This is a genomic window from Acinetobacter sp. C13 (assembly GCF_016809775.1).
Taxonomy (GTDB): Bacteria; Pseudomonadota; Gammaproteobacteria; order Pseudomonadales; family Moraxellaceae; genus Acinetobacter; species Acinetobacter pittii.
Window position 1 is genome coordinate 16,209 of sequence record NZ_JAFBJL010000006.1, and the last position, 20,282, is coordinate 36,490.

The following is a 20,282-nucleotide window of genomic DNA, read 5'->3' on the forward strand; positions in this document are numbered from 1 at the left end:
TTGTAGCTCATTGCCCAACATAACAGAGGAGTTTTTATGTCGCTACCACGTTATAAAATTACGATGCTTGCCTTATCTTTAGGTGTAGCGTCTGCATTTGTGGGCTGTAGCAGCAATCCAAGTAAAAAAGAAGTGGTCGATACTGGCCCTCAATCTAGTGAACAAGCTTACTTCGAAAAAGCCCAAAAGTCGCTTGACCGTGGTCAATATCTTGATGCGACCAAGTCTTTAGAGGCAATCGATACTTATTATCCGACTGGACAATACGCTCAACAAGCACAACTTGAACTTCTATATTCGAAATTTAAACAAAAAGATTATGAAGGCGCCATTGCCTTAGCAGAACGTTTTATTCGTTTAAATCCTCAACATCCAAATGTGGATTATGCTTATTATGTTCGTGCTGTTGCCAATATGGAGCAAAACTACGACAGTTTGATGCGTTATACCTCTTTGCAACAGTCCCATCGTGATGTGAGTTATTTAAAAGTTGCGTATCAAAACTTTGTTGATTTAATTCGTCGTTTCCCAAGTAGCCAATATTCTGTTGATGCTGCTCAGCGTATGAAATTCATTGGGCAAGAACTTGCCGAAAATGAAATGACTGCTGCCCGCTTCAACGTTAAACGTAAAGCTTGGATCGCCGCTGCAGAACGTTCGCAATGGGTGATTGAACACTATCCACAAACACCTCAAATTCCAGAAGCTTTAGCCACTTTGGCATACAGCTATGACAAGTTAGGTGATAAAGCTACTTCCCAACAATATATTGAAGTTTTAAAGCTTAATTATCCAAGCCTTGTGAAAAAAGACGGCACAGTTAACATGCGTGCTGCTCGTAAAGAAGGTAACTGGATCAACCGTGCAACTTTAGGTATTTTCGGTCGTGAATCGACTGCTGCAACGCCAGAGAGCACAACTGAAGCAGAAGCTCCAAAACGTGGTTTCCTCAACCGTGTTAGTTTTGGTTTAATTGGTAATTCAGATAAAGAAGAAACTGAAGCACCAGAACAAACACCTGTTGAAGCTCCTAAGCCTGAACGTAGTTGGACAAACCGTTTAAGCTTCGGTTTATTAGACAAACCTGAGTCACAAGCAGCAGAAAATACAACTGTTGCACCAGCTGTAACCTCTACTGAAGCTTCAACTGATGTTCAATCAGACGAGGCAACACAAGGTGCGGATGACGCTGCTCAATAAGTTTAAGCTTTAAAAAACATCAACAAACAGGCAAGTGATATCACTTGCCTGTTTGTTTTTATAAAATATTAAAATATTTATTGGGCATATCTCGATTCATCATGTCAGAATATTCTGACTCACTGTCTCATCAAGTTTTAATACGGTTATCTGAATTATGGCAATTCCACAGCATACGATTGATCAAATTTTAGATCGCACAGATATTGTCGATCTGATTGGTCAGCGTGTGAAATTGAAAAAAACCGGACGTACATATTCCGGCTGTTGCCCTTTTCATCAAGAAAAAACGCCATCATTCCATGTCTACCGTGACAAACAGTATTATCACTGCTTTGGTTGTCAGGCTAACGGAAATGCAATCCGTTTTCTTATGGATATTGATAACCGAAACTTTATTGAGGTAATGAAAGAATTATCGAGCAGTACTGGAATTGAATTACCCAAAGATAATACTGAGAATAAAAAACTATCTTATACCCGTCAGGTTACAAAGCCACCTGTTACTAAAACAAATACGGCTGAGCCTGTAATTTCACAGCAGCCATCAGATGAAAGCTACAACACGCTTGAACCCGTATTTTTTGATGACCCTTTTGCTCAGTTCGAACAGCCGTTTAGCTTTGATGAACCAGTTCAAGAAGGTAATTTATATGACTTACTGGAAAATGTTGCTCAGTTCTATGAACAACAATTACCTCATAGTCAAAAGGCAAAAAATTACTTTAAACAGCGTGGACTAACCAATCAGACTATTCAATTTTGGCGCTTAGGCTATGCTCCAGAAGACTGGCAACACCTAGAAAAAGCTTTTCCTTATGATATTGACGGCTTAAAACAACTTGGACTTATCCGCTCGAGCGATAATGGCCGTGATTTTGACCTATTACGTGACCGCGTTATTTTCCCAATTCGCGACCCGAAAGGCCGAGTGGTTGGCTTTGGTGGGCGTGCATTAAATGATGAAATCAAGCCCAAATATATTAACTCGCCAGATTCAGAAGTCTTTCATAAAAATCAGCTACTTTACGGACTTTATGAAGGTAGAAAACTTAAATCTAGCGATTGGTTAATGGTTGAAGGCTATATGGATGTCATTGCGCTTCAGCAATATGGCATTACAGGAGCTGTAGCAACCTTAGGGACTGCAAGTAATACTGAACACCTTAATATTTTATTTAAACAAAATAGTCGTATTACCATTGCTTTTGATGGTGATGCTGCTGGTCAAAAAGCAGCACGCAGAACTTTAGAAATTGCTTTACCCCTTCTCAATGATGGTCGTGAACTTAAATTTTTTGTTCTACCCAATGATCACGATCCAGACTCTCTCATCCGTCGAGAAGGACTCGAAAATTTTCAAAAACTATTACAACAAGCCCCTCTTTTGTCCGATTTCGTGTTTGCGCACTTAACAGGTCAACACGATATCAGTACGCCTGAAGGGAAAAGCTTAGTCATGGGAGAACTCAGAGAACTCACCGAGTTATTGCCAAAACAAGGTTCTTTCCGTTACTTACTTACTCAATCTTTCCGTGAAAAACTCGGACTAGGTAAACGTTTTACCCCACAAATCAGCCACGATGCCTCGCTCTCATTTAACATCCATACAAAAGATGAAGACTTTGCGATTGCAATTTTGATGCATCATCCCTTTCTTTATATTCATTTTGAAGGATTACGGGCTTATATTCACCAAGATGAATTATTAGCCAAAGTACTGGCAATATTAAACCGTATTTTTGATGATTTACCAGATGATCAAGAGTTGGCAACTTATTATGTGCTTGGTGCGTGTAGTAGTTACTGTCATGAAATCGCCGATATTATGCAAAGAACAAATATTCAGGCATTAACACAGGCACCTGAGGTAGCTGACAAGTTAGCTAAGGAATATTCGCTAAGTCTGCAAGAAAGATATTTACGTCAGAAGCTGAAATCACCGATTTCTTTAATTGAATCAAGAAATCTAAGACAACAGCTCAATGAGTTAACAAAACAAATTAGCTTGAGACTGCTTTCTTAATGTTTTGGCTTACGTTCATGCTCAAACACATCCTGTAAATGCTGTTGTAACCATTCAAAATAATCAGGATTTTCTGCTTTAGCAGCTTCACGTAATAATATCGATGTAGGATGCATAAGTTTTTGCGTCAAACGGTGTGCAAAATGCTGTAATACCTGTTCGGCATTCTCACCATGATGCAAAGCTTCTAACGCATGTGTAAGCTCTTGTTGACTAATCTCTTCACTGTGCTGGCGGTAAGCATGAATTGTACTACCCGCCTCTTTAACCTTTTGATGCGTAATAAGCTGAGTAGCTAATTGATTAACCATTACCTCTGCTTCAACAGCCGCCTGACGACGTTGTGCAAGGTTCTCATCAATCACACTTTGTAAATCATCGACACCATATAAATAGACCCCATCAAGTGCTTCAACTTTAGGATCTATATCACGTGGTACCGCCAAATCAACCATTAACATTTGTTGGTAGCGGCGTTTTTTTAATGCGGCCTTAACATCAGAATAAGCAATAACTTGATATAAACTACCAGTACAGCTCGACACGACATCAGCACGATATAAATTTTCTGCTAATGCTGAAAACTCAATAATTTCAACTTCAACCTGATGTGCAATCTCCTGAGCCAACTGGTCAGCACGCTCACGGCTACGATTACAAATAATAATCTTCGCGACACCCATTTCAGCCAAATGCTTAGCAACCAAGCTATTCATTTCACCCGCAGCAACAACCATTACGGTAAGCTTTTCAGGCTTACTAAAAACCTGTAAGGCCAATTGTGCAACAGCATACCCCATCGAAACAGCATGACTACCCACCGCTGTTTCGGAACGTACCCGTTTAGCTGCATAGAAAGCGTATTCAAAAACACTATTTAATTCAGGAGAGACCGTTTGAGCTTCTTTAGACAATGCCAAAGCACTTTTAACCTGCCCTAAAATTTGTGGCTCACCAAGCATGAGAGAGTCTAGACCACTCGCCACTCGCATTAAATGTGTAATGGCCTGCGTATTCTCGTAACGATAAACATGATGAATTAACTGCTTTACATCAATATTATTGGCATCGGCTAACCATTTTAGAAGGCTTTCGGCGTTTTCTGCCATGGCATAAACTTCTGTACGGTTACAGGTCGAGACAACCACCAAATCCTTTAAGTTTTGGTGATGACGTTGTTCGGCAAGCAAACGACTTAATCGCTCTGCATTGAAAGCAATTTGTTCGCGGAGTTCTACAGAAGCTGTTTGATGGTTGACACCCAATGCAAAGAAAGACATATCAGATCATCATTTCGCTAAATTTATGCTATTGTGCAACATCGGTGTCATAAAAAGCATTACTTTGGATCAATAAAAATTGCGTCAAATGAATAGCCGTATTAATTTTAACGGTGCTTCGATAAGACAGTATTCTACCACATTCTTGTTGTTAGGTAGCATGTCCTCGTATGTCTATGCACGTCCTGTGCAAGAGACCTATGCCGTGCATTCATTTGATCAGGCACTAGAGCAAACGATGGTCGCTGAATTTGCTCTAGCTTATGACGATATTCCAAACGCTTTGCATAATTACACAGTGCTCGCAATTAAAAGCAACTCTACATCAATTAAGCAGAGAGCTTTAGACGTTGCACTTGAATATAATGATTTACAAGCTGCGTTAAATATTGCTACACACTGGGTAGCTCAAGAACCTAAAGATGTACCAGCTTTATTTTATTTGTCACACATTGCTTTAAAAACGCACGAATATCAGCTTGCTGCTGAGACATTAGATAAAATCTTAAAGATAGATCCCACTGCTGATTTAGAACAAATTTTAGCTAGCATTGCTCCAGAAAATGCGCAAGATCGAGAAGTATTATTAACAGCTTTACGTTCTAGCGCAGAAAAAGACAATCCTTCTATTTTGGCACTCATCGCCAATTTAGAAGCTCAAAATGGCCAATTACAAACTGCGCTAACCAACATTAACAAAGCATTACGTCGACGTCCTAAAGTAACGAGCTTTATTTTAATGAAAGCAAACTTACTTATTGCTCTCAGCGATCAAGAAGGTGCGCTTAAATGGTATGCAAAGTCGAGTCGTAAAAATAAGAAAAATTTAGATATTCGATTAGCTGAAATCCGCTATCTCATACAAATTAACCAATCTCAGCTTGCATTAGAAAAACTTGAAAAGATTATAGAAACCAACCCCAAAGCTGAAGAAGCCTTATTTATTGCAGGCTTAACGAGTATTGATTTAAAGCAATATGACAAAGCGGAACAATATCTTGTTGACCTACGAAACTCGGCAAAATACCAAAATGAAGCGTATTACTACTTAGCCATTAATGCAGAGCGTAAACAGCATTATGAAACTGCAAAAGCTTACTATCGTTTAGTTGATGGCAGTTTATATGTGGTATCTAGACGAAACTTGATCGCAATATATGATAAACAAGAAAACTTACACGATGCTTTACGGTTCCTTACTCAAGAACGAGTAAATTATCCTCAACATGCAAGTTTCTTATATCAAGCCCAAGCTGAAATCTTAAAGAAAATGGGCAATAAAAAAGCTGCACTAAATCTATTAGATGAAGCAATTAAAAACCTACCCGACGACCCAGAACTGATTTATGCGGAAGTTTTATTACTTGATCCATATACGGACCGTGACAAGCTGGACAAAACCTTAAAACAATTATTACAACTTGAGCCCAACAGCCCAACTTATCTAAATGCATATGCTTATACACTAGCACTGCAAAACCGTCGTTTAAAAGAAGCACGTCAGTATGCAGAGCAAGCATTAGAATATGCGCCTGAACAGGCCTCAATTCTTGATACGCTAGGTTATATTGCATTTTTACAGAATGATTATGAAGCTGCGGCGGAAGCCTTAGGCAAAGCGTATGAACTTAGCCATAATATAAATATTGGCGTTCGTTATGCTAAAGCTTTGTATATGCAAGGGTCACTCACGCAATTTAGCGCAGTGTTACAACAACTGAAACAAAAACATGCCAATGATCCACAATTACAACAGCTTGATGCGTTAATTTTACCTACATCTGCAAAAAAGAGTTAAATATATGAGCAAATTTGCCCAACTGTGCACAGCGATCTGTGGATCAAGTGTATTATTTCTAACCGGTTGTCAGCATTTTACTCAACCAAAACCAGCGGTTACCCAACAAGTTCAAGACGAAAAACACTTTAATTTACAAGGTAAGATTGGGGTTCGTACACCACAGCAAACCGGTAGTGCGTTTTTTACCTGGCTTCAACAGCAAGATAATTTTGATATCGAATTAAGCGGTATTTTAGGCGTTGGAAAAACCCAAATTCAGGGTAAACCAGGCGAAGTAACTTTAAACAGTTCTAAAACAGGACTTATTAGCGCAGCCTCTCCAGAAGAACTTTTAGAACGTGCAACGGGTTGGCAAGCACCAATTACACACTTAACAAGCTGGATTTTAGCAAAACCAGCAACGCTAAATGCTCAAATTACGAAAGACGCTGCAAATCGAGTGAGTCAACTGATTGAAGATGGCTGGACAGTTAATTTCAGTTACGATGGTGAACAAACTTTGCCAAACAAACTGGTTTTAAAGCAAGCTCTTGCTGAAGATAAAGAAAACCGTATTACAATGGTCATCCAAAACCGCTAAGTCTAATTATATAAATCTATGATTCGAGTTCCTTCCCCTGCTAAGCTCAACCTGTTTTTACATATTACAGGCCGACGTGAAAATGGTTACCATGAGCTACAAACCATTTTCCAACTAATTGATTTATATGATTGGATGACATTTACACCGACTTTGGGCGAAGAAATCAAAATTGATGGGTTGAGTGAAGTTCGAGCTGAAGAAAACTTGATTTATCGAGCAGCTCAAATACTAAAACCACATGCAAAAAAACTTTGTGGCTTGGACATCAAAATTGAAAAAAATATTCCAATGGGTGCGGGTCTAGGCGGCGGTTCATCTAATGCCGCCACAACACTTATTGTGTTAAATCAATTATGGGAATGTGGCCTAGAGAAAGAACAACTTGCGGACTACGGTGTTAAGCTCGGTGCCGATGTTCCAATTTTTATTTATGGTAAAAATGCATGGGCTGAAGGCATCGGTGAACATTTATCATTCATAGACTTAGATCAAAAACAGTTCATTATTTTAAAACCTGATTGTTTTATCAGCACTCAATTGCTTTTTTCACAAAAAACATTGACAAGAGACTCTAAGACCACTAAATTTTGCGCCTATCAGTTAGAACCTTCTAATTTTGGAAATAACTTTGAGCCACTGGCTCGGCAGTTATACCCTGAAGTAGAAGAAGCAATGCAATATTTAGATCAATTTGGTCAAGCAAAGCTTACAGGTACAGGTGCTTGTGTTTTTATTGAAGTAACGAATGAAATGAATATTGATGAAATTCTTAAGCATTCACCATGTAAATCTTACTTGGTAAATAGTTTAAAAGAATCTCCTCTTAATCATTTTAAGGTTACACGTTAGGGGCGTCGCCAAGTGGTAAGGCACCGGGTTTTGATCTCGGCATCCGTTGGTTCGAATCCAGCCGCCCCTGCCAACCTCACCTGTAATGATGATTATATTAGGGGCGTCGCCAAGTGGTAAGGCACCGGGTTTTGATCTCGGCATCCGTTGGTTCGAATCCAGCCGCCCCTGCCATCATATATATCATCGAATTTAGGGGCGTCGCCAAGTGGTAAGGCACCGGGTTTTGATCTCGGCATCCGTTGGTTCGAATCCAGCCGCCCCTGCCATTCTCTTATTTTAAAGACAGACTTAATTGCTATGCTTTTTGTTGATTAATCTTGACATTGCATTGCAAAAATATTAAAGTTCTGCCGCATTAGGGGCGTCGCCAAGTGGTAAGGCACCGGGTTTTGATCTCGGCATCCGTTGGTTCGAATCCAGCCGCCCCTGCCATCTATTTCATTACATACCAACCGCCAAGGGTGCTTCATGCCCAATCTTGTCGTTTTTAGTGGAAATGCTCATCCACAGTTCGCTCAAAAAGTCGTAAGTCACTTACATATCCCTCTAGGTGCTGCATCAGTCGGTCACTTTTCTGATGGAGAAATTTCAGTAGAAATTACTGAAAATGTTCGTGGTAAAGACGTATTTATCGTTCAGCCTACTTGTGCCCCTACCAATGATAACCTTATGGAAATCTTGGTTATGGCAGATGCTTTGCGTCGTGCAAGTGCTGGTCGTATTACCGCTGTTATCCCTTATTTTGGGTATGCTCGCCAAGACCGTCGTCCACGTTCTGCACGTGTGCCGATTACAGCTAAAGTTGTCGCAGACATGCTTACCACTGTTGGTATTGACCGTGTCGTGATGATCGACTTACATGCTGACCAAATTCAAGGTTTCTTCGATATTCCAGTCGACAACATCTACGGTACTCCTGCTTTGCTTGCTGACTTACGTCAACAACAACATGACAACCTTATGGTGGTTTCTCCTGACGTTGGTGGTGTAGTACGTGCTCGTGCTGTTGCCAAACAGATGGGTGACATCGATTTAGCAATTATTGATAAACGTCGTCAAAAAGCCAATGAGTCGCAAGTTATGCACTTAATTGGTGACGTAAAAGATCGTGATTGCGTTATCGTAGACGATATGGTCGATACTGCTGGTACATTGTGTAAAGCAGCTGATGCGCTTAAGCAATTTGGTGCACGTCGTGTAGTTGCATACGCAACTCACCCTGTACTATCAGGTAAGGCTATTGAAAACTTACGTAATTCAGTTATTGATGAACTGGTTGTGACTGATACCATTCCTCTTTCTGAAGAAGCATTGACCTTAGGCAAGATCCGTCAGGTTTCTGTTGCTAGCATGGTTGCTGAAACGATTCGTCGTATTAATAACGAAGAGTCTATCAGTGCAATGTTCGATAGTTTATAATATTGCAGCTTTTTATAAACCCTAGCCTTGGCTGGGGTTTTCTATCACTAAACTGGTCGCAAGTTTAGTCTTTTAAACTTTAATGAGGATTTACTCATGGCAAACTTCGTATTAAACGCTCAAGCGCGTGCTGAAGACAAACAAGGGAAAGGTGCGAGCCGCCGCCTTCGTCGCGAAGCTTTAATTCCAGCTATCATTTATGGTGGCAACGCTGAGCCTGTAACTGTTACTTTAGAACTTCGTGAGCTTGTAAAAGCTTTAGAAAGCAATGCTTTCTTTGAAGAAGTTGTAGAAATCAAAGTGGGCGACAAAGTTGAAAACGTTAAAATCCAAGCGTTACAACGTCACCCATCTAAAAACACTCCTATGCACGCTGACTTCAAACGCGCATAAGTGTTTAAAGGCGTAGATTAGTGTCAAATATTTCGCTAATTGTTGGTTTGGGCAATCCTGGTTCAGAATATGCCCAAACCCGCCATAATGCAGGTTTTTGGTTCATTGAACAACTTGCTGACAAATATGGCATTACATTAAAAAATGATCCGAAATTTCACGGAATCAGTGGACGTGGTAATATAGAAGGACACGATGTCCGTCTACTTCTACCCACTACATTTATGAACCGTTCTGGACAAAGTGTAGTTCCATTTGCAAAATTTTATCAAATTGCTCCCGAAGCAATTTTGATTGCTCATGATGAACTTGATATGAACCCAGGTGTAATTCGTCTTAAAACAGGCGGTGGACACGGTGGTCATAACGGTTTACGTGACATTGTCCCTCATATTGGTCCAAATTTTCACCGTTTACGTATTGGTATCGGACATCCTGGCTCGAAAGAGAAAGTTTCAGGTCACGTACTTGGAAAAGCACCAAGTAGTGAACAAAGTCTGATGGATGCAGCAATTGATCATGCCCTTTCTAAAGTGAAGCTACTTGTTCAAGGACAAGTTCCACAGGCCATGAATCAAATTAATGCATATAAACCCACTTAAATTGTTGAACAATCATGCTTGCTATCTTGCTTTTTTAGGAGCAAAATGCGCATCAGCCACTTTGCCAACCGCAAAAGCTAAAGATTTCACCATAAGATCTACATCTTAGGTCTACTCAGGAGACGCTAGCCATGCTATCTCGTTTATTAAAATGCAAAATTCACCGTGCAGTTGTAACCCATGCTGAACTTCACTATGAAGGTTCTTGTGCAATTGATGGCGTATTGATGGACTTAGCTGGTATTCGTGAATATGAAGAAATTCATGTTTGGAATGTAACCAATGGCAAACGCTTCACAACTTATGCGATTCGTGGTGAAGATAACTCTGGAATTATTTCTGTAAACGGCGGTGCTGCACATCAAGCAGACGTTGGCGATTTAGTAATTATTGCTACATTTGGTGATTTTACTGAAGCTGAAGCAAATATTCATAAACCACGTTTGGTATATGCTAATCCAAATAATACAGTCAACCACACAGCGAATTGCATTCCTGTTCAAGTTGCCTAATTTATTTTAAAAATAAAAAGCCCGCATTGACGGGCTTTTATTATTTTATAAATCCTTAATAGTTCCTTCCCACCAGTTCTTTTGTTTTTCACAATTTAATGGTTGAAGCTGCTCTCCTCGTAATTCGAACAATATCGCATCTCCTTTAGGATTTACCTTAAATTCAGCATATTTGGCTTTTTCATAACATTGAGCCAAGCCTTCTGCAAACAAGAAACTGCGAGAGGCAGGATGTAAAGCCTGCAAACGATTTTCAGGATTTTTTAAAATTAACCTCTGCCCAGCAAATGAATTATTGATATCTAAAATGGTACGAACTACGCGATTTTGTGAATCCAAAATAACTTTTGCGGGAACGGAAGAGCGATTAAAAATCACCTGTTCCAGAGCCTCACCCTCACTTCCTGCAAGAGCTTTAAGAGATTGTAAATGTAATTCATAAGCCAGTGCCATATAGTCACCTTGTAAAATTGAACGAGGGTCAACTGGCTTAAGCTCAATAAAAATACTTTTACTATGGTGCAAATGCCATTCGTTTTTCGCCACTAAACCTGCAAAAAATAATATGGTGGCTAATGCAAGAATAAGAGAAAAATACTTTTTCATTCTTTCTCTCCTTTAACAAGATCATTTTTATTTTCACGTTGAAGTAACCAAGACAGAGCCAACAAAACAATACCCGAAATAAAAATAGATGCACTCTTAGCTAGAAAAGTTATTTGTAGGTTGTAATAGAGCTGCCAGAACACAAAAACGAATACAGTTAAGCTCACTCCATACACAATATAATCTTTCTTTTTTAATGCCCACGTTAAAATAATAAGCAGGATGAAAATTTCAAAATATCCCAACACAATAAGTAACACACCAAATATTAAAAAGGCGAAAAAAGTGAGTGCCTTAAGTTGTCGATATAAATGAAGAACACTAAAGCAAAGTAACCAGACAACAGGTAGCAAATATAAAACCCATAACTGCTGATCTATCGAATTTTCTGGTACCAACCCCATAAAAGTATTGAAAAAAGAAGCTACAAGAATTACGACCAGCACGCATAAAAAAATACTACGCTCGTATAGGGCTATTGATTTTCTCTTAGGTAAGAGCACTAAACTAAAAACCAAGTAACTGAGCAAAGTTAAATTTAAATAAGTCTGAGTAGAATGTTGTGACCACAATGAATGGTCCAGTTGTAGCAAATAGATAAAAGCTATGCCATACGTAGCAAGCATTTGAATTAAAATGAAGAACCAATGTGGTTTAAGAAAATAACTAATACATAGAATAATAATCTGTGCAATTAAAACCCATAGAATTTGATCTGTTTCTGAACCAAGATGAAACAAGAAAGCGGTCTGCCCACTGATAAACAAACAATAGGCAAATTGCCGAAAGAAATAGCTTTGTGATTTCTTTAAAAGAATAAACGCCAATCCAACAAAAACAACTCCAATAACTAAAGAAATAGCTTCCCAAAACACCAGCGTAAAAGCTGCAAGTGACAAGCCAGCAAGCCAAGCACCAATTGCCAATGGAATGACATAAAAGCGGCTTTGACGAAAAATTTTTATTAAAAGATAGCTGATCAGCGCAAACCAAATAAAAATAATGCCTGCAATCAATAAAAATATGAACTCATTAGAGTCTTTAAATAGGTTATTAATCCCATCTACAAGCCATATCGTTGCAGTCACACCAAGAACAGCTGCCATCAAACTAGCACATAGCTGATCATCTTTTTTGAAGAAATAATAAAAAACGACTATTCCGGAAAAGAAGGCAGAAATTAGATAAGGAATATTCTCATTCGATAAATATTGAATCATTCCAATAATCGAAATAACGGCGAACCAAGCGATAAAGACAAATCGTAAAGCACGATATTTCTTTATACATACCCAAAACTCAATAAGGCTTAATAAATTTAGAGCGATTAAATATAAATAAGGAAACTTTTCAGACCAGAAAGTCTGTTTAAAAAATAAAAAAAGTGTAAGTTGACTGGTAATACAAATTAAAGCAAAGATTCCAATATTCGGTCGATATAACCACGGCAGTAAAAGCAATGTCCAAATTAAAAAAAGCAAATAACTGTCTGCACCAGTTTGATAAACCTGTCCAATAACAGCCAAGCTTAAACCTATCATCAAACCACAAACGCTATGTAAGGTCTGCCTAACCCCATCGCTTAAAGTATCTTTTGTGCTGAACCATGCTGTTACAAGTAATATAACGGGCGGGATAGCGAGTTGAATACTGTCTGGGAGCATCAACCAGTTGGCAGCAATTAAATACAGAATACTTACCGCCATAAATACATAACTGAAAATATGGAGATGCTGAATAAACGAGCTATTGGTCAGAGGATAATAGTCTTTTATCTGCATGAAACACCTATTTTATTTATAATTTTCTATAAAAAACATAGCATTCCATTTTCATATCAACAAGTAAGCTCTTGTTAAAAAGCCTATTTCGATTTATGAAAATGCTTATTCATAAAGAAACTTAGCATTCTATAAAAGCATCTAGCCAATTTTATCAAGCGCGCTATAATAAAACCCATCGCTTCAGGGCGGGGTGTAATTCCCCACCGGTGGTAGAGTTAATTTTTATAAATAGATTAACAAGCCCACGAGCTTAAATTGTGTAATTTGAGCAGATTTGGTGAAACTCCAAAGCCGACGGTATAGTCCGGATGAAAGAAGACGACGAACTGGGATAAATCCGTTTTATTTCAGTGCCAGCCTGTTTTTACATCAGTCCTGAAATGTTCAACCGTATTTTTACGAGAGCGTTTCATTATGTCTAGCTTAATTCAACCAGAACTTTTTTTCTCAGCCCTCTCTCCTGCTGAGCAACGCATTCAACAAGCATTAGAAGATATCCGTCAAGGCAAGCCTGTCTTGGTTATGGACGACTTTGATCGCGAAAATGAAGCAGATTTAATTGTTGCAGCCGAAACTTTAACGGTAGAAACAATGGCACGTATGATTCGTGATGGTTCAGGGATTGTATGTTTATGCCTTACAGAAGAGCTAGCAGATCATCTAGAACTCCCTCCAATGGTTTCTCAAAACTCAAGCCAGTTTCATACCGCTTTTACAGTGACCATTGAGGCAGCTCAAGGCGTTACCACTGGTGTTTCTGCTAAAGACCGTGTAACAACCATTCAAACTGCTATTAAAGATGGTGCTGTTGCAAGTGACTTAAATCGTCCGGGTCACGTTTTCCCATTACGTGCACGTAATGGTGGAGTCCTTACTCGTCGAGGTCATACCGAGGGAACAATTGATCTAGCAAGATTAGCTGGTTTAAAACCTGCTGGAGTATTATGTGAATTAACCAATCCGGATGGGACAATGGCATCAGGAATTCAAGTTTTAGCATATGCTCAAACTCATCATTTAACCGTGATTACAATTGAAGAGCTTGTACAATATCGTCAACAACACGGTATTTAAAAATAAATAAAAAGGTTTGACTTGTTCACTTGCAGGTCAAACCTCTAAATTATAATTCTTGAAATTTAAGAAACTTTCTTTTGTGCGGCCTGTTCTTCAACATAATCTAAAAGTTCAGAAAATTTTGTAATCTTTGCTTTAGGTTGTGCTTGAGTAAGTTCTTCTGGTGTCCCATAACCATAAGTCACCGCTACCGCTTCAATACCATTATGACGGGCGCCTAAAACATCATATTGACGATCACCTACCATTAAGCATTCTTCTGGGTTTAATTGCTCACGTTCAAGAATATAATGGATAAGCTCAGCTTTATTGGTCCGCTCACCCGTTAATTCACTACCGTAAATTTGTACAAAATATTGGCTTAATTCAAAATGATCTAAAATTCGTTTTGCATAAATCGTTGGTTTAGCAGTAGCAACGAACAAACGATACCCTTCTGCTTTTAAGGCCTTAAGTGTTTCCGCAACAGATGGATATACTTCATTTTCAAATAAACCAATCACCGAGAAACGCTCACGGTAAGCAAGTAAAGCTTGCTCAGCTAGTACATCATCTTGAGTAGCTAATAATTTTGCTAATGACGCTTTTAAAGGTGGGCCAATCGTCCAATCAATATTTAAATCGGCAGCTAATGGATAACCTAACTTATCCATTGCATAACGAATTGATGTATGGATACCAACTTTAGGGTCTGTTAAGGTTCCATCTAAATCAATCAAAATATGTTTTATAGCCATTCAATCACTAACCCAGTAAAGTATTTAATTCAATTGGTCGAGAGTTTAATTAAACTCTCTTATACTAACGTAAATTTAAATTGAAAAGGAAATAACCGTGCGTCCAACCGTACTTTGTTTCTCGGGTTTAGACCCTTCAGGTGGTGCAGGTTTACAAGCCGATATCGAAGCAATTGGACAAAGTGGTGCCCATGCAGCAATTGCATGTACTGCCCTCACCATTCAAAACTCACAACAAGTATTTGGCTTCGAAGCGACCTCAAAAGAACTTTTATTAGCACAAGCAAATGCAGTTGTAGGTGACTTACCAATTAAATGCGTTAAATCTGGCATGCTTGGCACTACAGATAATATTGCTGCTCTAGCTGAATTTCTTCGTGCACATCCTGACTACCAATATGTACTTGATCCTGTTTTAGTCGCAAATAGTGGTGGTTCTTTAGGTGATCAGGCAACTCTGGTTAAAGCTTTCGTTGAGCTTATTCCTCTAGCAACTATTATTACTCCAAATACCGTTGAATTACGCGCTTTAACAGGTATTACTGATTTAGATCAAGCCACTCAAAAACTTTTTGAAATGGGTGCTAAAGCTGTTCTAGTGAAAGGTGGACACGAAGATACACCAGATCATATTAAAAATAGTTTATATATCGATGGTGAACTAGCAGCGAGTAGTAGCTGTCCTCGCCTTGAAGGTGAATATCACGGCTCAGGTTGTTCTTTAGCTAGCTTTATCGCTGGCCGTTTAGCTTTAGGTGATTCTTTAAAAATTGCAGTACAGCATGCTGAAACATGGTTATTCGGTGTTTTAAAAAATGCAGACACCCCTGTACCAAACGGACAAAAGATTCCAAAGCGTTTTTAAAAGCACAAAAAAGGCGCTTAAAGCGCCTTTTTTATTAATCTTAATTATTGAGGAATACGTAAAACTTGTCCTGGGAAAATCTCATCAGGATCTTTTAACATTGGTTTATTTGCTTCAAAGATTTTTGGATATTGATTTGCATCGCCGTAAACTTCTTTCGCAATTTTTGAAAGGTTGTCACCTGATTTCACGGTATAAAATTTACTTTCCGGTTCAGGAGTTGCCACTGTCATCTGGTCATCTACTTGAGCCACATGATCAATGTTTCCAACAATAAGAATAATTTTCTCTTTATCTGCTTGGCTTTTTACCTGCCCTTTAATAATTGCAGTATCAGTAGTACCGTTATAGGTTACAGATAAGCCTTCTACCCCTAAGCCCAAACTTTTAATTAAACCTAATAATTTATTTGCAACTTCTTGTGCAGAAGGTTCTGCTGGTGTTGCTGGAGCTGGTTGTGGTTCTGCTGGTGCGGTATTTTTCTTGCCAATACCTTTTACAAAATCAAAAAGACCCATCTTTTAGTCCTCATATTATTGTTTATAGTAAAGTCATTAAACTGACCTTTATTGTTATACTTCAAAAAAGTTATACCTCTGCTATCAATTGAGGTTGATCTTGTAAAAATATGTATCTCTTAAATTTTTTCTAAAATAAAAAAAGCCACCTTACGGTGGCCTTCTTTTTATTCAGCAATATACGAATTAACCAAGTTTTTTAGTTACATAGTCAATTGCAGATTGAACTGTAGTGATTTCGTTAGAATCTTCATCAGGGATAGTGATGTCGAAGTCGTTTTCGAAAGACATAACAAGTTCAACTAAATCTAAAGAGTCAGCACCTAAGTCATCCATAAAAGATGCTTCGTTTTTAATCTCTTCAGCTTTAAGACCAAGTTGTTCTGCAACCGCTTGTTTAACGCGTTGTTCGATATCGCTCACAGGAATTCTCCTCATTGCTTGTGGCGTTTAATTTGCCACTAGTTTAATTGAATATAAAAATTTTTAAAAGTTTATACATCGGCGTTAGGCCATGTATAAACCACCATTTACATGTAATACCGTACCGGTAATGTAACCTGCTTTATCACTTGCAAGGAAACTAACCGCATTTGCGATATCTTGTGGCTCACCTAAGCGATTTAAAGCCACTTGATCACTCATTTTTTTGCGAATGTCTTCACTAAGTGCATCTGTCATTTCTGTTGCAATAAAGCCTGGTGCCACACTGTTTACAGTAATTTGGCGGCTACCCATCTCTTTTGCAAGGCTACGGCTGAATGCTTCAATACCTGCTTTAGCAGCAGAATAGTTCGCTTGACCTGGGTTTGCAAAGTGAGCTACAACAGAACTGATATTAATAATTCGACCAAAACGTGCCTTCGTCATCCCCTTAAGCACACGTTTAGATAAACGATAAACTGCTTTAAGGTGAATGTTGAGAATGTCATCCCAATCATCTTCAGACATACGAAGCAACAAATTGTCTTTCGTAATACCTGCATTGTTAACTAGAACAAGTACAGGACCATAGTTCTGTTCAATATGAGAAACGACTGCTTCAATCTCGTCGAGATTACGCACGTCGAGCGCCAAACCTGCACCTTGTTCACCAAAGCTATCACTTAACTTTTGTGCACCAGATTCAGAAGTCGCAGTACCTACAACAAAATAACCGTCTTGAATAAGTTGCTGGGCAATGGCAGCGCCAATACCCCGACTCGCGCCCGTTACTAATGCAACTTTGCGTTCTTGTGTCATGCAATTTTTCCTTCTGCCACTAAAACAGCATTTAGGGCATCTTCCATTTTGCTCTTACTATCAATAGAAAAAGCTTTTTCAATATTTGGTAAACGCTTTGCGAGGTTACTCAATACTGTACCTGGACCACACTCAACAATGTATTGAATACCTTGGTCTTGTAGAGACTGCATGGTACGTGTCCATTGTACTGATTGGTACAATTGTGCAGTTAATGCCTGACGCAATTGAGCAACATCGGTAGCTATTCCCGCGTTGACATTTTGTATTACAGGAATGGTAGGTAGCTCAATGGCAGTTTGTTCCAAAGCTTCTGCAAATTTCTCAGCGGCAGGTTTCATCAACGAACAATGAGAAGGAACTGACACTGGTAAAGCAATTGCTTTAGCTGACTGCTCTTTTGCCAAAGCCATGACTTCTTGTACAGAAGCTGTACTTCCTGCAATCACAACTTGACCTTGTGAATTATAGTTTGCAGCTTCTACAGAACCTTCACCTGACGCACTCACGGTTTGACAAAGTTCAACTACTTTTTCATCAGCCAAACCAAGGATTGCAGCCATAGCCCCTTGACCCTGAGGTACAGCACTTTGCATGAGCTTGCCACGCAAGTTAACTAATTTAACTGCATCCGCCAAGCTCATAGAGCCTGCAGCTACCAATGCACTGTATTCACCTAGTGAATGTCCTGCAAGGTATTTAGGTGCCAGACCACCTAAATCAAGCCATACACGCCATAAAGCGATACTGGCAGTTAATAACACAGGTTGGGTATTTTCTGTTTGGTCGAGACCTTCGCCACTTTGCGCAATATGCCAAAGATCAAATCCAAGAGCATCTGAAGCTTCTGCAAAAGTTTGCCCGACCCCACTAAACTGTTCTGCTAGTTCAGCAAGCATACCGACTTTTTGTGAACCTTGACCAGGAAACACAAATGCAGTTTTTGTGGCTAAAGCTACTTGTTCAAGACGTTTAGCAGACATAAGAAATCCTTTTTTGGGTTTTCACTCATTTCTGGAGCGGAAATTTAACATGTTATTTATATATTTATAATTGCGAAAAACAACAAAAAAAGGGAGCTTTCGCTCCCATTTTTTCTATACTTAAGCATCACGCTTAATGCATATCATGCAATTATTCAGCATCAGCTGCTTTAGCGAATAATTGACGACCACGGTAGAAACCGTCTTTAGTCACGTGGTGACGACGATGAGTTTCACCAGTTGCTTGGTCTACTGTTAATGCATTCTCGGTTAAAGCGTCATGTGAACGGCGCATGTCACGGCGAGAGCGACTTTTACGGTTTTGCTGAACGGCCATGATGGCTCCTTACAAAGATCGAAAAAATGGATCAGAACAAATTCAGTTGTCTTATCTCACAATTATAACACAAATTATGAGTTAAGTTTACCCTTCAAACCTGCCAAAACATCAAACGGATTATCCCGTTTTTCTTCGACAACATTCTGAATGGTAGGTTGATGTTTATGTTCACAAGCATCATGCTTGGGAGATAAAGGCATCAACAATAACAGTTCATCTTCTAGTAATGCGAGTAAGTTAATCGAGGCAGGCGTATCATAATCGCCTTTCGTCGAAGACTCACTTTCACCTAAAACGATGAAATCAGCATCCTCATCCAAGCGCTCTATCAGTGACTCATCATCCACTAATGCAATATGGAAGTCTAAGACAAGAAGCATTTCAACAGGTTCCAAACAACGTTGGCACTCCATTGGAACTTTCGTGTCCATGTGACCGTCCATCCACACAATGCGATGATATGCATCCATTGATAGCTTACAGTCTATGTTGATCAATTGGTTATCAATTGATCCAACAGCTTCACGAGCGATACGAGCAAAGCGAGACAAGGGCAGTTGACCTGACCATGTAAAGCCTTGTTCAGCCCATTTAAACGGCTCAATCTGTGCCGGAAAGGTATTTGCTGACATAATTAAGGCGGCAATTCTACAAATTCATCGGTACTCTGTCAAAGATTAAGATACAATTTTGCACTTCTTTAGACAGAACTCGGGGTAAATTAAGCAATGCACCTGTTGCAGCCGCAACCTGAAGTTAACACTTCATTACTCGTTTGCACCCATTCAACTCATCAGAAAACCTTTGTACCTGACCTAGTGCAACTCTCACCATGGTCAAGCTCAAAATCGGAGTCTGAGCAAGTTGATTGGCTTATTTTACACTTTAATCACTGGTTTTCCCACCATAATGTGACATTAGTTCGTGGTGATTTTGAACCTGAATATTTTCCAGCGACAAATAAAGAACCAGCCAAGATCCAATTTGCTCACGGTTTCTTTAATAGTGCTTTGCATGAAATTAGTCACTGGTCTATTGCAGGTGAAAAAAGACGTCTATTACCAGATTTAGGTTATTGGTATGCACCTGATGGTCGCACCCAAGAACAGCAAAGTTTATTTGAACAAGTAGAAATTAAGCCACAAGCAATTGAATGGTTATTTGCGCAATCTTTTGGCCGAAAATTTAGAGTTTCACTCGATAACCTTACAGGTGATAGCGGTGATGGCAAACTATTTAAAGATAACGTTTATGCTCAAGTGCAACGTTACTTTTCGGGTGAAGCTAAGTTGCCACGTGATGCAGCAGCATTTATTGGTTTTATTTGCCAATGTACACGTTCGGGTACACCTTTACAATTAAATGAATTTAAACGTGAACTCCTTGATTAATTGACAAAAAAGCTACGTTAATTGCTTGCCTAGGCCATTTAAAAAGCCTAATAATTATTTTTAACACTGGC

The 20,282-nt window shown here is 39.1% G+C and carries 22 protein-coding genes, 4 tRNA genes and 1 riboswitch; of the genes, 16 read left to right on the forward strand and 10 right to left on the reverse strand.

Features of this window, described 5'->3' with window-relative positions:
* The first annotated feature begins 36 nt into the window (after positions 1–36).
* Positions 37–1,200 (forward strand): outer membrane protein assembly factor BamD, encoded by a 1,164-nt coding sequence (locus tag JGE69_RS15380; RefSeq protein ID WP_060466114.1) that lies wholly within the window; start codon positions 37–39, stop codon positions 1,198–1,200.
* A 157-nt stretch (positions 1,201–1,357) separates the two neighbouring features.
* Positions 1,358–3,226 carry a DNA primase gene (locus JGE69_RS15385; protein ID WP_199114079.1) on the forward strand — a complete coding sequence of 623 codons (1,869 nt, stop codon included), beginning with the start codon at positions 1,358–1,360 and terminating at the stop codon, positions 3,224–3,226.
* Here the strand turns inward: JGE69_RS15385 and hemA are convergent.
* The gene (gene hemA / locus JGE69_RS15390; protein ID WP_017387242.1) at positions 3,223–4,506 is read right to left on the reverse strand and encodes a glutamyl-tRNA reductase; all 1,284 of its coding nucleotides are present in this window, start codon (positions 4,504–4,506) and stop codon (positions 3,223–3,225) included. The two genes, JGE69_RS15385 and hemA, sit on opposite strands and share 4 nt — an antisense overlap.
* Before the next feature lie 88 nt (positions 4,507–4,594).
* On the opposite strand from hemA, the gene JGE69_RS15395 reads away from it, so the two are divergent.
* The 11 genes from JGE69_RS15395 to panD all read left to right on the forward strand — a co-directional run bounded on the left by JGE69_RS15395 (position 4,595) and on the right by panD (position 10,668).
* Complete coding sequence (locus tag JGE69_RS15395) at positions 4,595–6,304, forward strand: tetratricopeptide repeat protein (protein ID WP_005070953.1); 1,710 nt, start codon at positions 4,595–4,597, stop codon at positions 6,302–6,304.
* 4 nt (positions 6,305–6,308) lie between these two features.
* Positions 6,309–6,887: a lipoprotein insertase outer membrane protein LolB gene (gene lolB, locus JGE69_RS15400; protein WP_005070955.1), complete on the forward strand. Its 579-nt coding sequence runs from the start codon at positions 6,309–6,311 to the stop codon at positions 6,885–6,887.
* An 18-nt stretch (positions 6,888–6,905) separates the two neighbouring features.
* Positions 6,906–7,739, forward strand: a complete 834-nt coding sequence (gene ispE, locus JGE69_RS15405) for a 4-(cytidine 5'-diphospho)-2-C-methyl-D-erythritol kinase (RefSeq protein WP_060466115.1) — start codon at positions 6,906–6,908, stop codon at positions 7,737–7,739.
* Positions 7,738–7,812, forward strand: a tRNA-Gln gene (locus JGE69_RS15410). The genes ispE and JGE69_RS15410 overlap by 2 nt, the downstream gene beginning before the upstream one ends.
* A 26-nt stretch (positions 7,813–7,838) precedes the next feature.
* A tRNA-Gln gene (locus JGE69_RS15415) sits at positions 7,839–7,913 on the forward strand.
* A 20-nt stretch (positions 7,914–7,933) separates the two neighbouring features.
* A tRNA-Gln gene (locus JGE69_RS15420) sits at positions 7,934–8,008 on the forward strand.
* Between the two features lie 91 nt (positions 8,009–8,099).
* Positions 8,100–8,174: transfer RNA gene (locus JGE69_RS15425), tRNA-Gln, on the forward strand.
* A gap of 36 nt (positions 8,175–8,210) precedes the next feature.
* The gene (locus JGE69_RS15430; RefSeq protein ID WP_002120445.1) at positions 8,211–9,161 is read left to right on the forward strand and encodes a ribose-phosphate pyrophosphokinase; all 951 of its coding nucleotides are present in this window, start codon (positions 8,211–8,213) and stop codon (positions 9,159–9,161) included.
* Positions 9,162–9,257: 96 nt separating this feature from the next.
* Positions 9,258–9,554, forward strand: a complete 297-nt coding sequence (rplY, locus tag JGE69_RS15435; RefSeq protein ID WP_002120443.1) for a 50S ribosomal protein L25 — start codon at positions 9,258–9,260, stop codon at positions 9,552–9,554.
* 20 nt (positions 9,555–9,574) lie between these two features.
* Entirely contained in the window at positions 9,575–10,156 is a 582-nt protein-coding gene (gene pth / locus JGE69_RS15440; protein ID WP_002120328.1) for an aminoacyl-tRNA hydrolase, read from the forward strand.
* A gap of 131 nt (positions 10,157–10,287) precedes the next feature.
* Positions 10,288–10,668: an aspartate 1-decarboxylase gene (gene panD, locus JGE69_RS15445; protein WP_002120296.1), complete on the forward strand. Its 381-nt coding sequence runs from the start codon at positions 10,288–10,290 to the stop codon at positions 10,666–10,668.
* Between the two features lie 45 nt (positions 10,669–10,713).
* On the opposite strand, the gene JGE69_RS15450 is transcribed toward panD, so the two are convergent.
* Entirely contained in the window at positions 10,714–11,274 is a 561-nt protein-coding gene (locus tag JGE69_RS15450; RefSeq protein ID WP_199114080.1) for a GDYXXLXY domain-containing protein, read from the reverse strand.
* Positions 11,271–13,055, reverse strand: coding sequence for a DUF2157 domain-containing protein (locus JGE69_RS15455; protein WP_199114081.1), 1,785 nt, complete (start codon positions 13,053–13,055; stop codon positions 11,271–11,273). The genes JGE69_RS15450 and JGE69_RS15455 overlap by 4 nt, the downstream gene beginning before the upstream one ends.
* Positions 13,056–13,231: 176 nt before the next feature.
* Positions 13,232–13,382: riboswitch (FMN riboswitch) on the forward strand.
* Between the two features lie 90 nt (positions 13,383–13,472).
* Here JGE69_RS15455 and ribB point away from each other — a divergent pair.
* A complete protein-coding gene (ribB, locus tag JGE69_RS15460; RefSeq protein WP_005070969.1) occupies positions 13,473–14,132 on the forward strand; it encodes a 3,4-dihydroxy-2-butanone-4-phosphate synthase in 660 nt (219 codons plus the stop codon).
* A gap of 65 nt (positions 14,133–14,197) precedes the next feature.
* On the opposite strand, the gene JGE69_RS15465 is transcribed toward ribB, so the two are convergent.
* On the reverse strand, positions 14,198–14,872 hold the full coding sequence (locus JGE69_RS15465; protein WP_000985177.1) for an HAD-IA family hydrolase: 675 nt from the start codon (positions 14,870–14,872) through the stop codon (positions 14,198–14,200).
* Between the two features lie 97 nt (positions 14,873–14,969).
* On the opposite strand from JGE69_RS15465, the gene JGE69_RS15470 reads away from it, so the two are divergent.
* Positions 14,970–15,737 (forward strand): hydroxymethylpyrimidine/phosphomethylpyrimidine kinase, encoded by a 768-nt coding sequence (locus tag JGE69_RS15470; protein ID WP_016144494.1) that lies wholly within the window; start codon positions 14,970–14,972, stop codon positions 15,735–15,737.
* Between the two features lie 44 nt (positions 15,738–15,781).
* On the opposite strand, the gene lysM is transcribed toward JGE69_RS15470, so the two are convergent.
* The 6 genes from lysM to JGE69_RS15500 all read right to left on the reverse strand — a co-directional run bounded on the left by lysM (position 15,782) and on the right by JGE69_RS15500 (position 19,452).
* Entirely contained in the window at positions 15,782–16,255 is a 474-nt protein-coding gene (lysM, locus tag JGE69_RS15475) for a peptidoglycan-binding protein LysM (protein ID WP_002120434.1), read from the reverse strand.
* Positions 16,256–16,441: 186 nt separating this feature from the next.
* Positions 16,442–16,678, reverse strand: a complete 237-nt coding sequence (gene acpP / locus JGE69_RS15480; RefSeq protein WP_001279871.1) for an acyl carrier protein — start codon at positions 16,676–16,678, stop codon at positions 16,442–16,444.
* A gap of 84 nt (positions 16,679–16,762) precedes the next feature.
* Positions 16,763–17,497 (reverse strand): 3-oxoacyl-ACP reductase FabG, encoded by a 735-nt coding sequence (gene fabG, locus JGE69_RS15485; protein ID WP_002120395.1) that lies wholly within the window; start codon positions 17,495–17,497, stop codon positions 16,763–16,765.
* A complete protein-coding gene (gene fabD, locus JGE69_RS15490; protein WP_002120357.1) occupies positions 17,494–18,480 on the reverse strand; it encodes an ACP S-malonyltransferase in 987 nt (328 codons plus the stop codon). Before fabD ends, fabG begins: the two co-directional genes overlap by 4 nt.
* Before the next feature lie 151 nt (positions 18,481–18,631).
* Positions 18,632–18,817 (reverse strand): 50S ribosomal protein L32, encoded by a 186-nt coding sequence (gene rpmF, locus JGE69_RS15495; RefSeq protein WP_000290730.1) that lies wholly within the window; start codon positions 18,815–18,817, stop codon positions 18,632–18,634.
* Between the two features lie 74 nt (positions 18,818–18,891).
* Positions 18,892–19,452, reverse strand: coding sequence for a YceD family protein (locus JGE69_RS15500; RefSeq protein ID WP_005803225.1), 561 nt, complete (start codon positions 19,450–19,452; stop codon positions 18,892–18,894).
* 96 nt (positions 19,453–19,548) lie between these two features.
* On the opposite strand from JGE69_RS15500, the gene JGE69_RS15505 reads away from it, so the two are divergent.
* Positions 19,549–20,211, forward strand: coding sequence for an elongation factor P hydroxylase (locus JGE69_RS15505; RefSeq protein ID WP_005803226.1), 663 nt, complete (start codon positions 19,549–19,551; stop codon positions 20,209–20,211).
* Positions 20,212–20,282 lie beyond the last annotated feature (71 nt).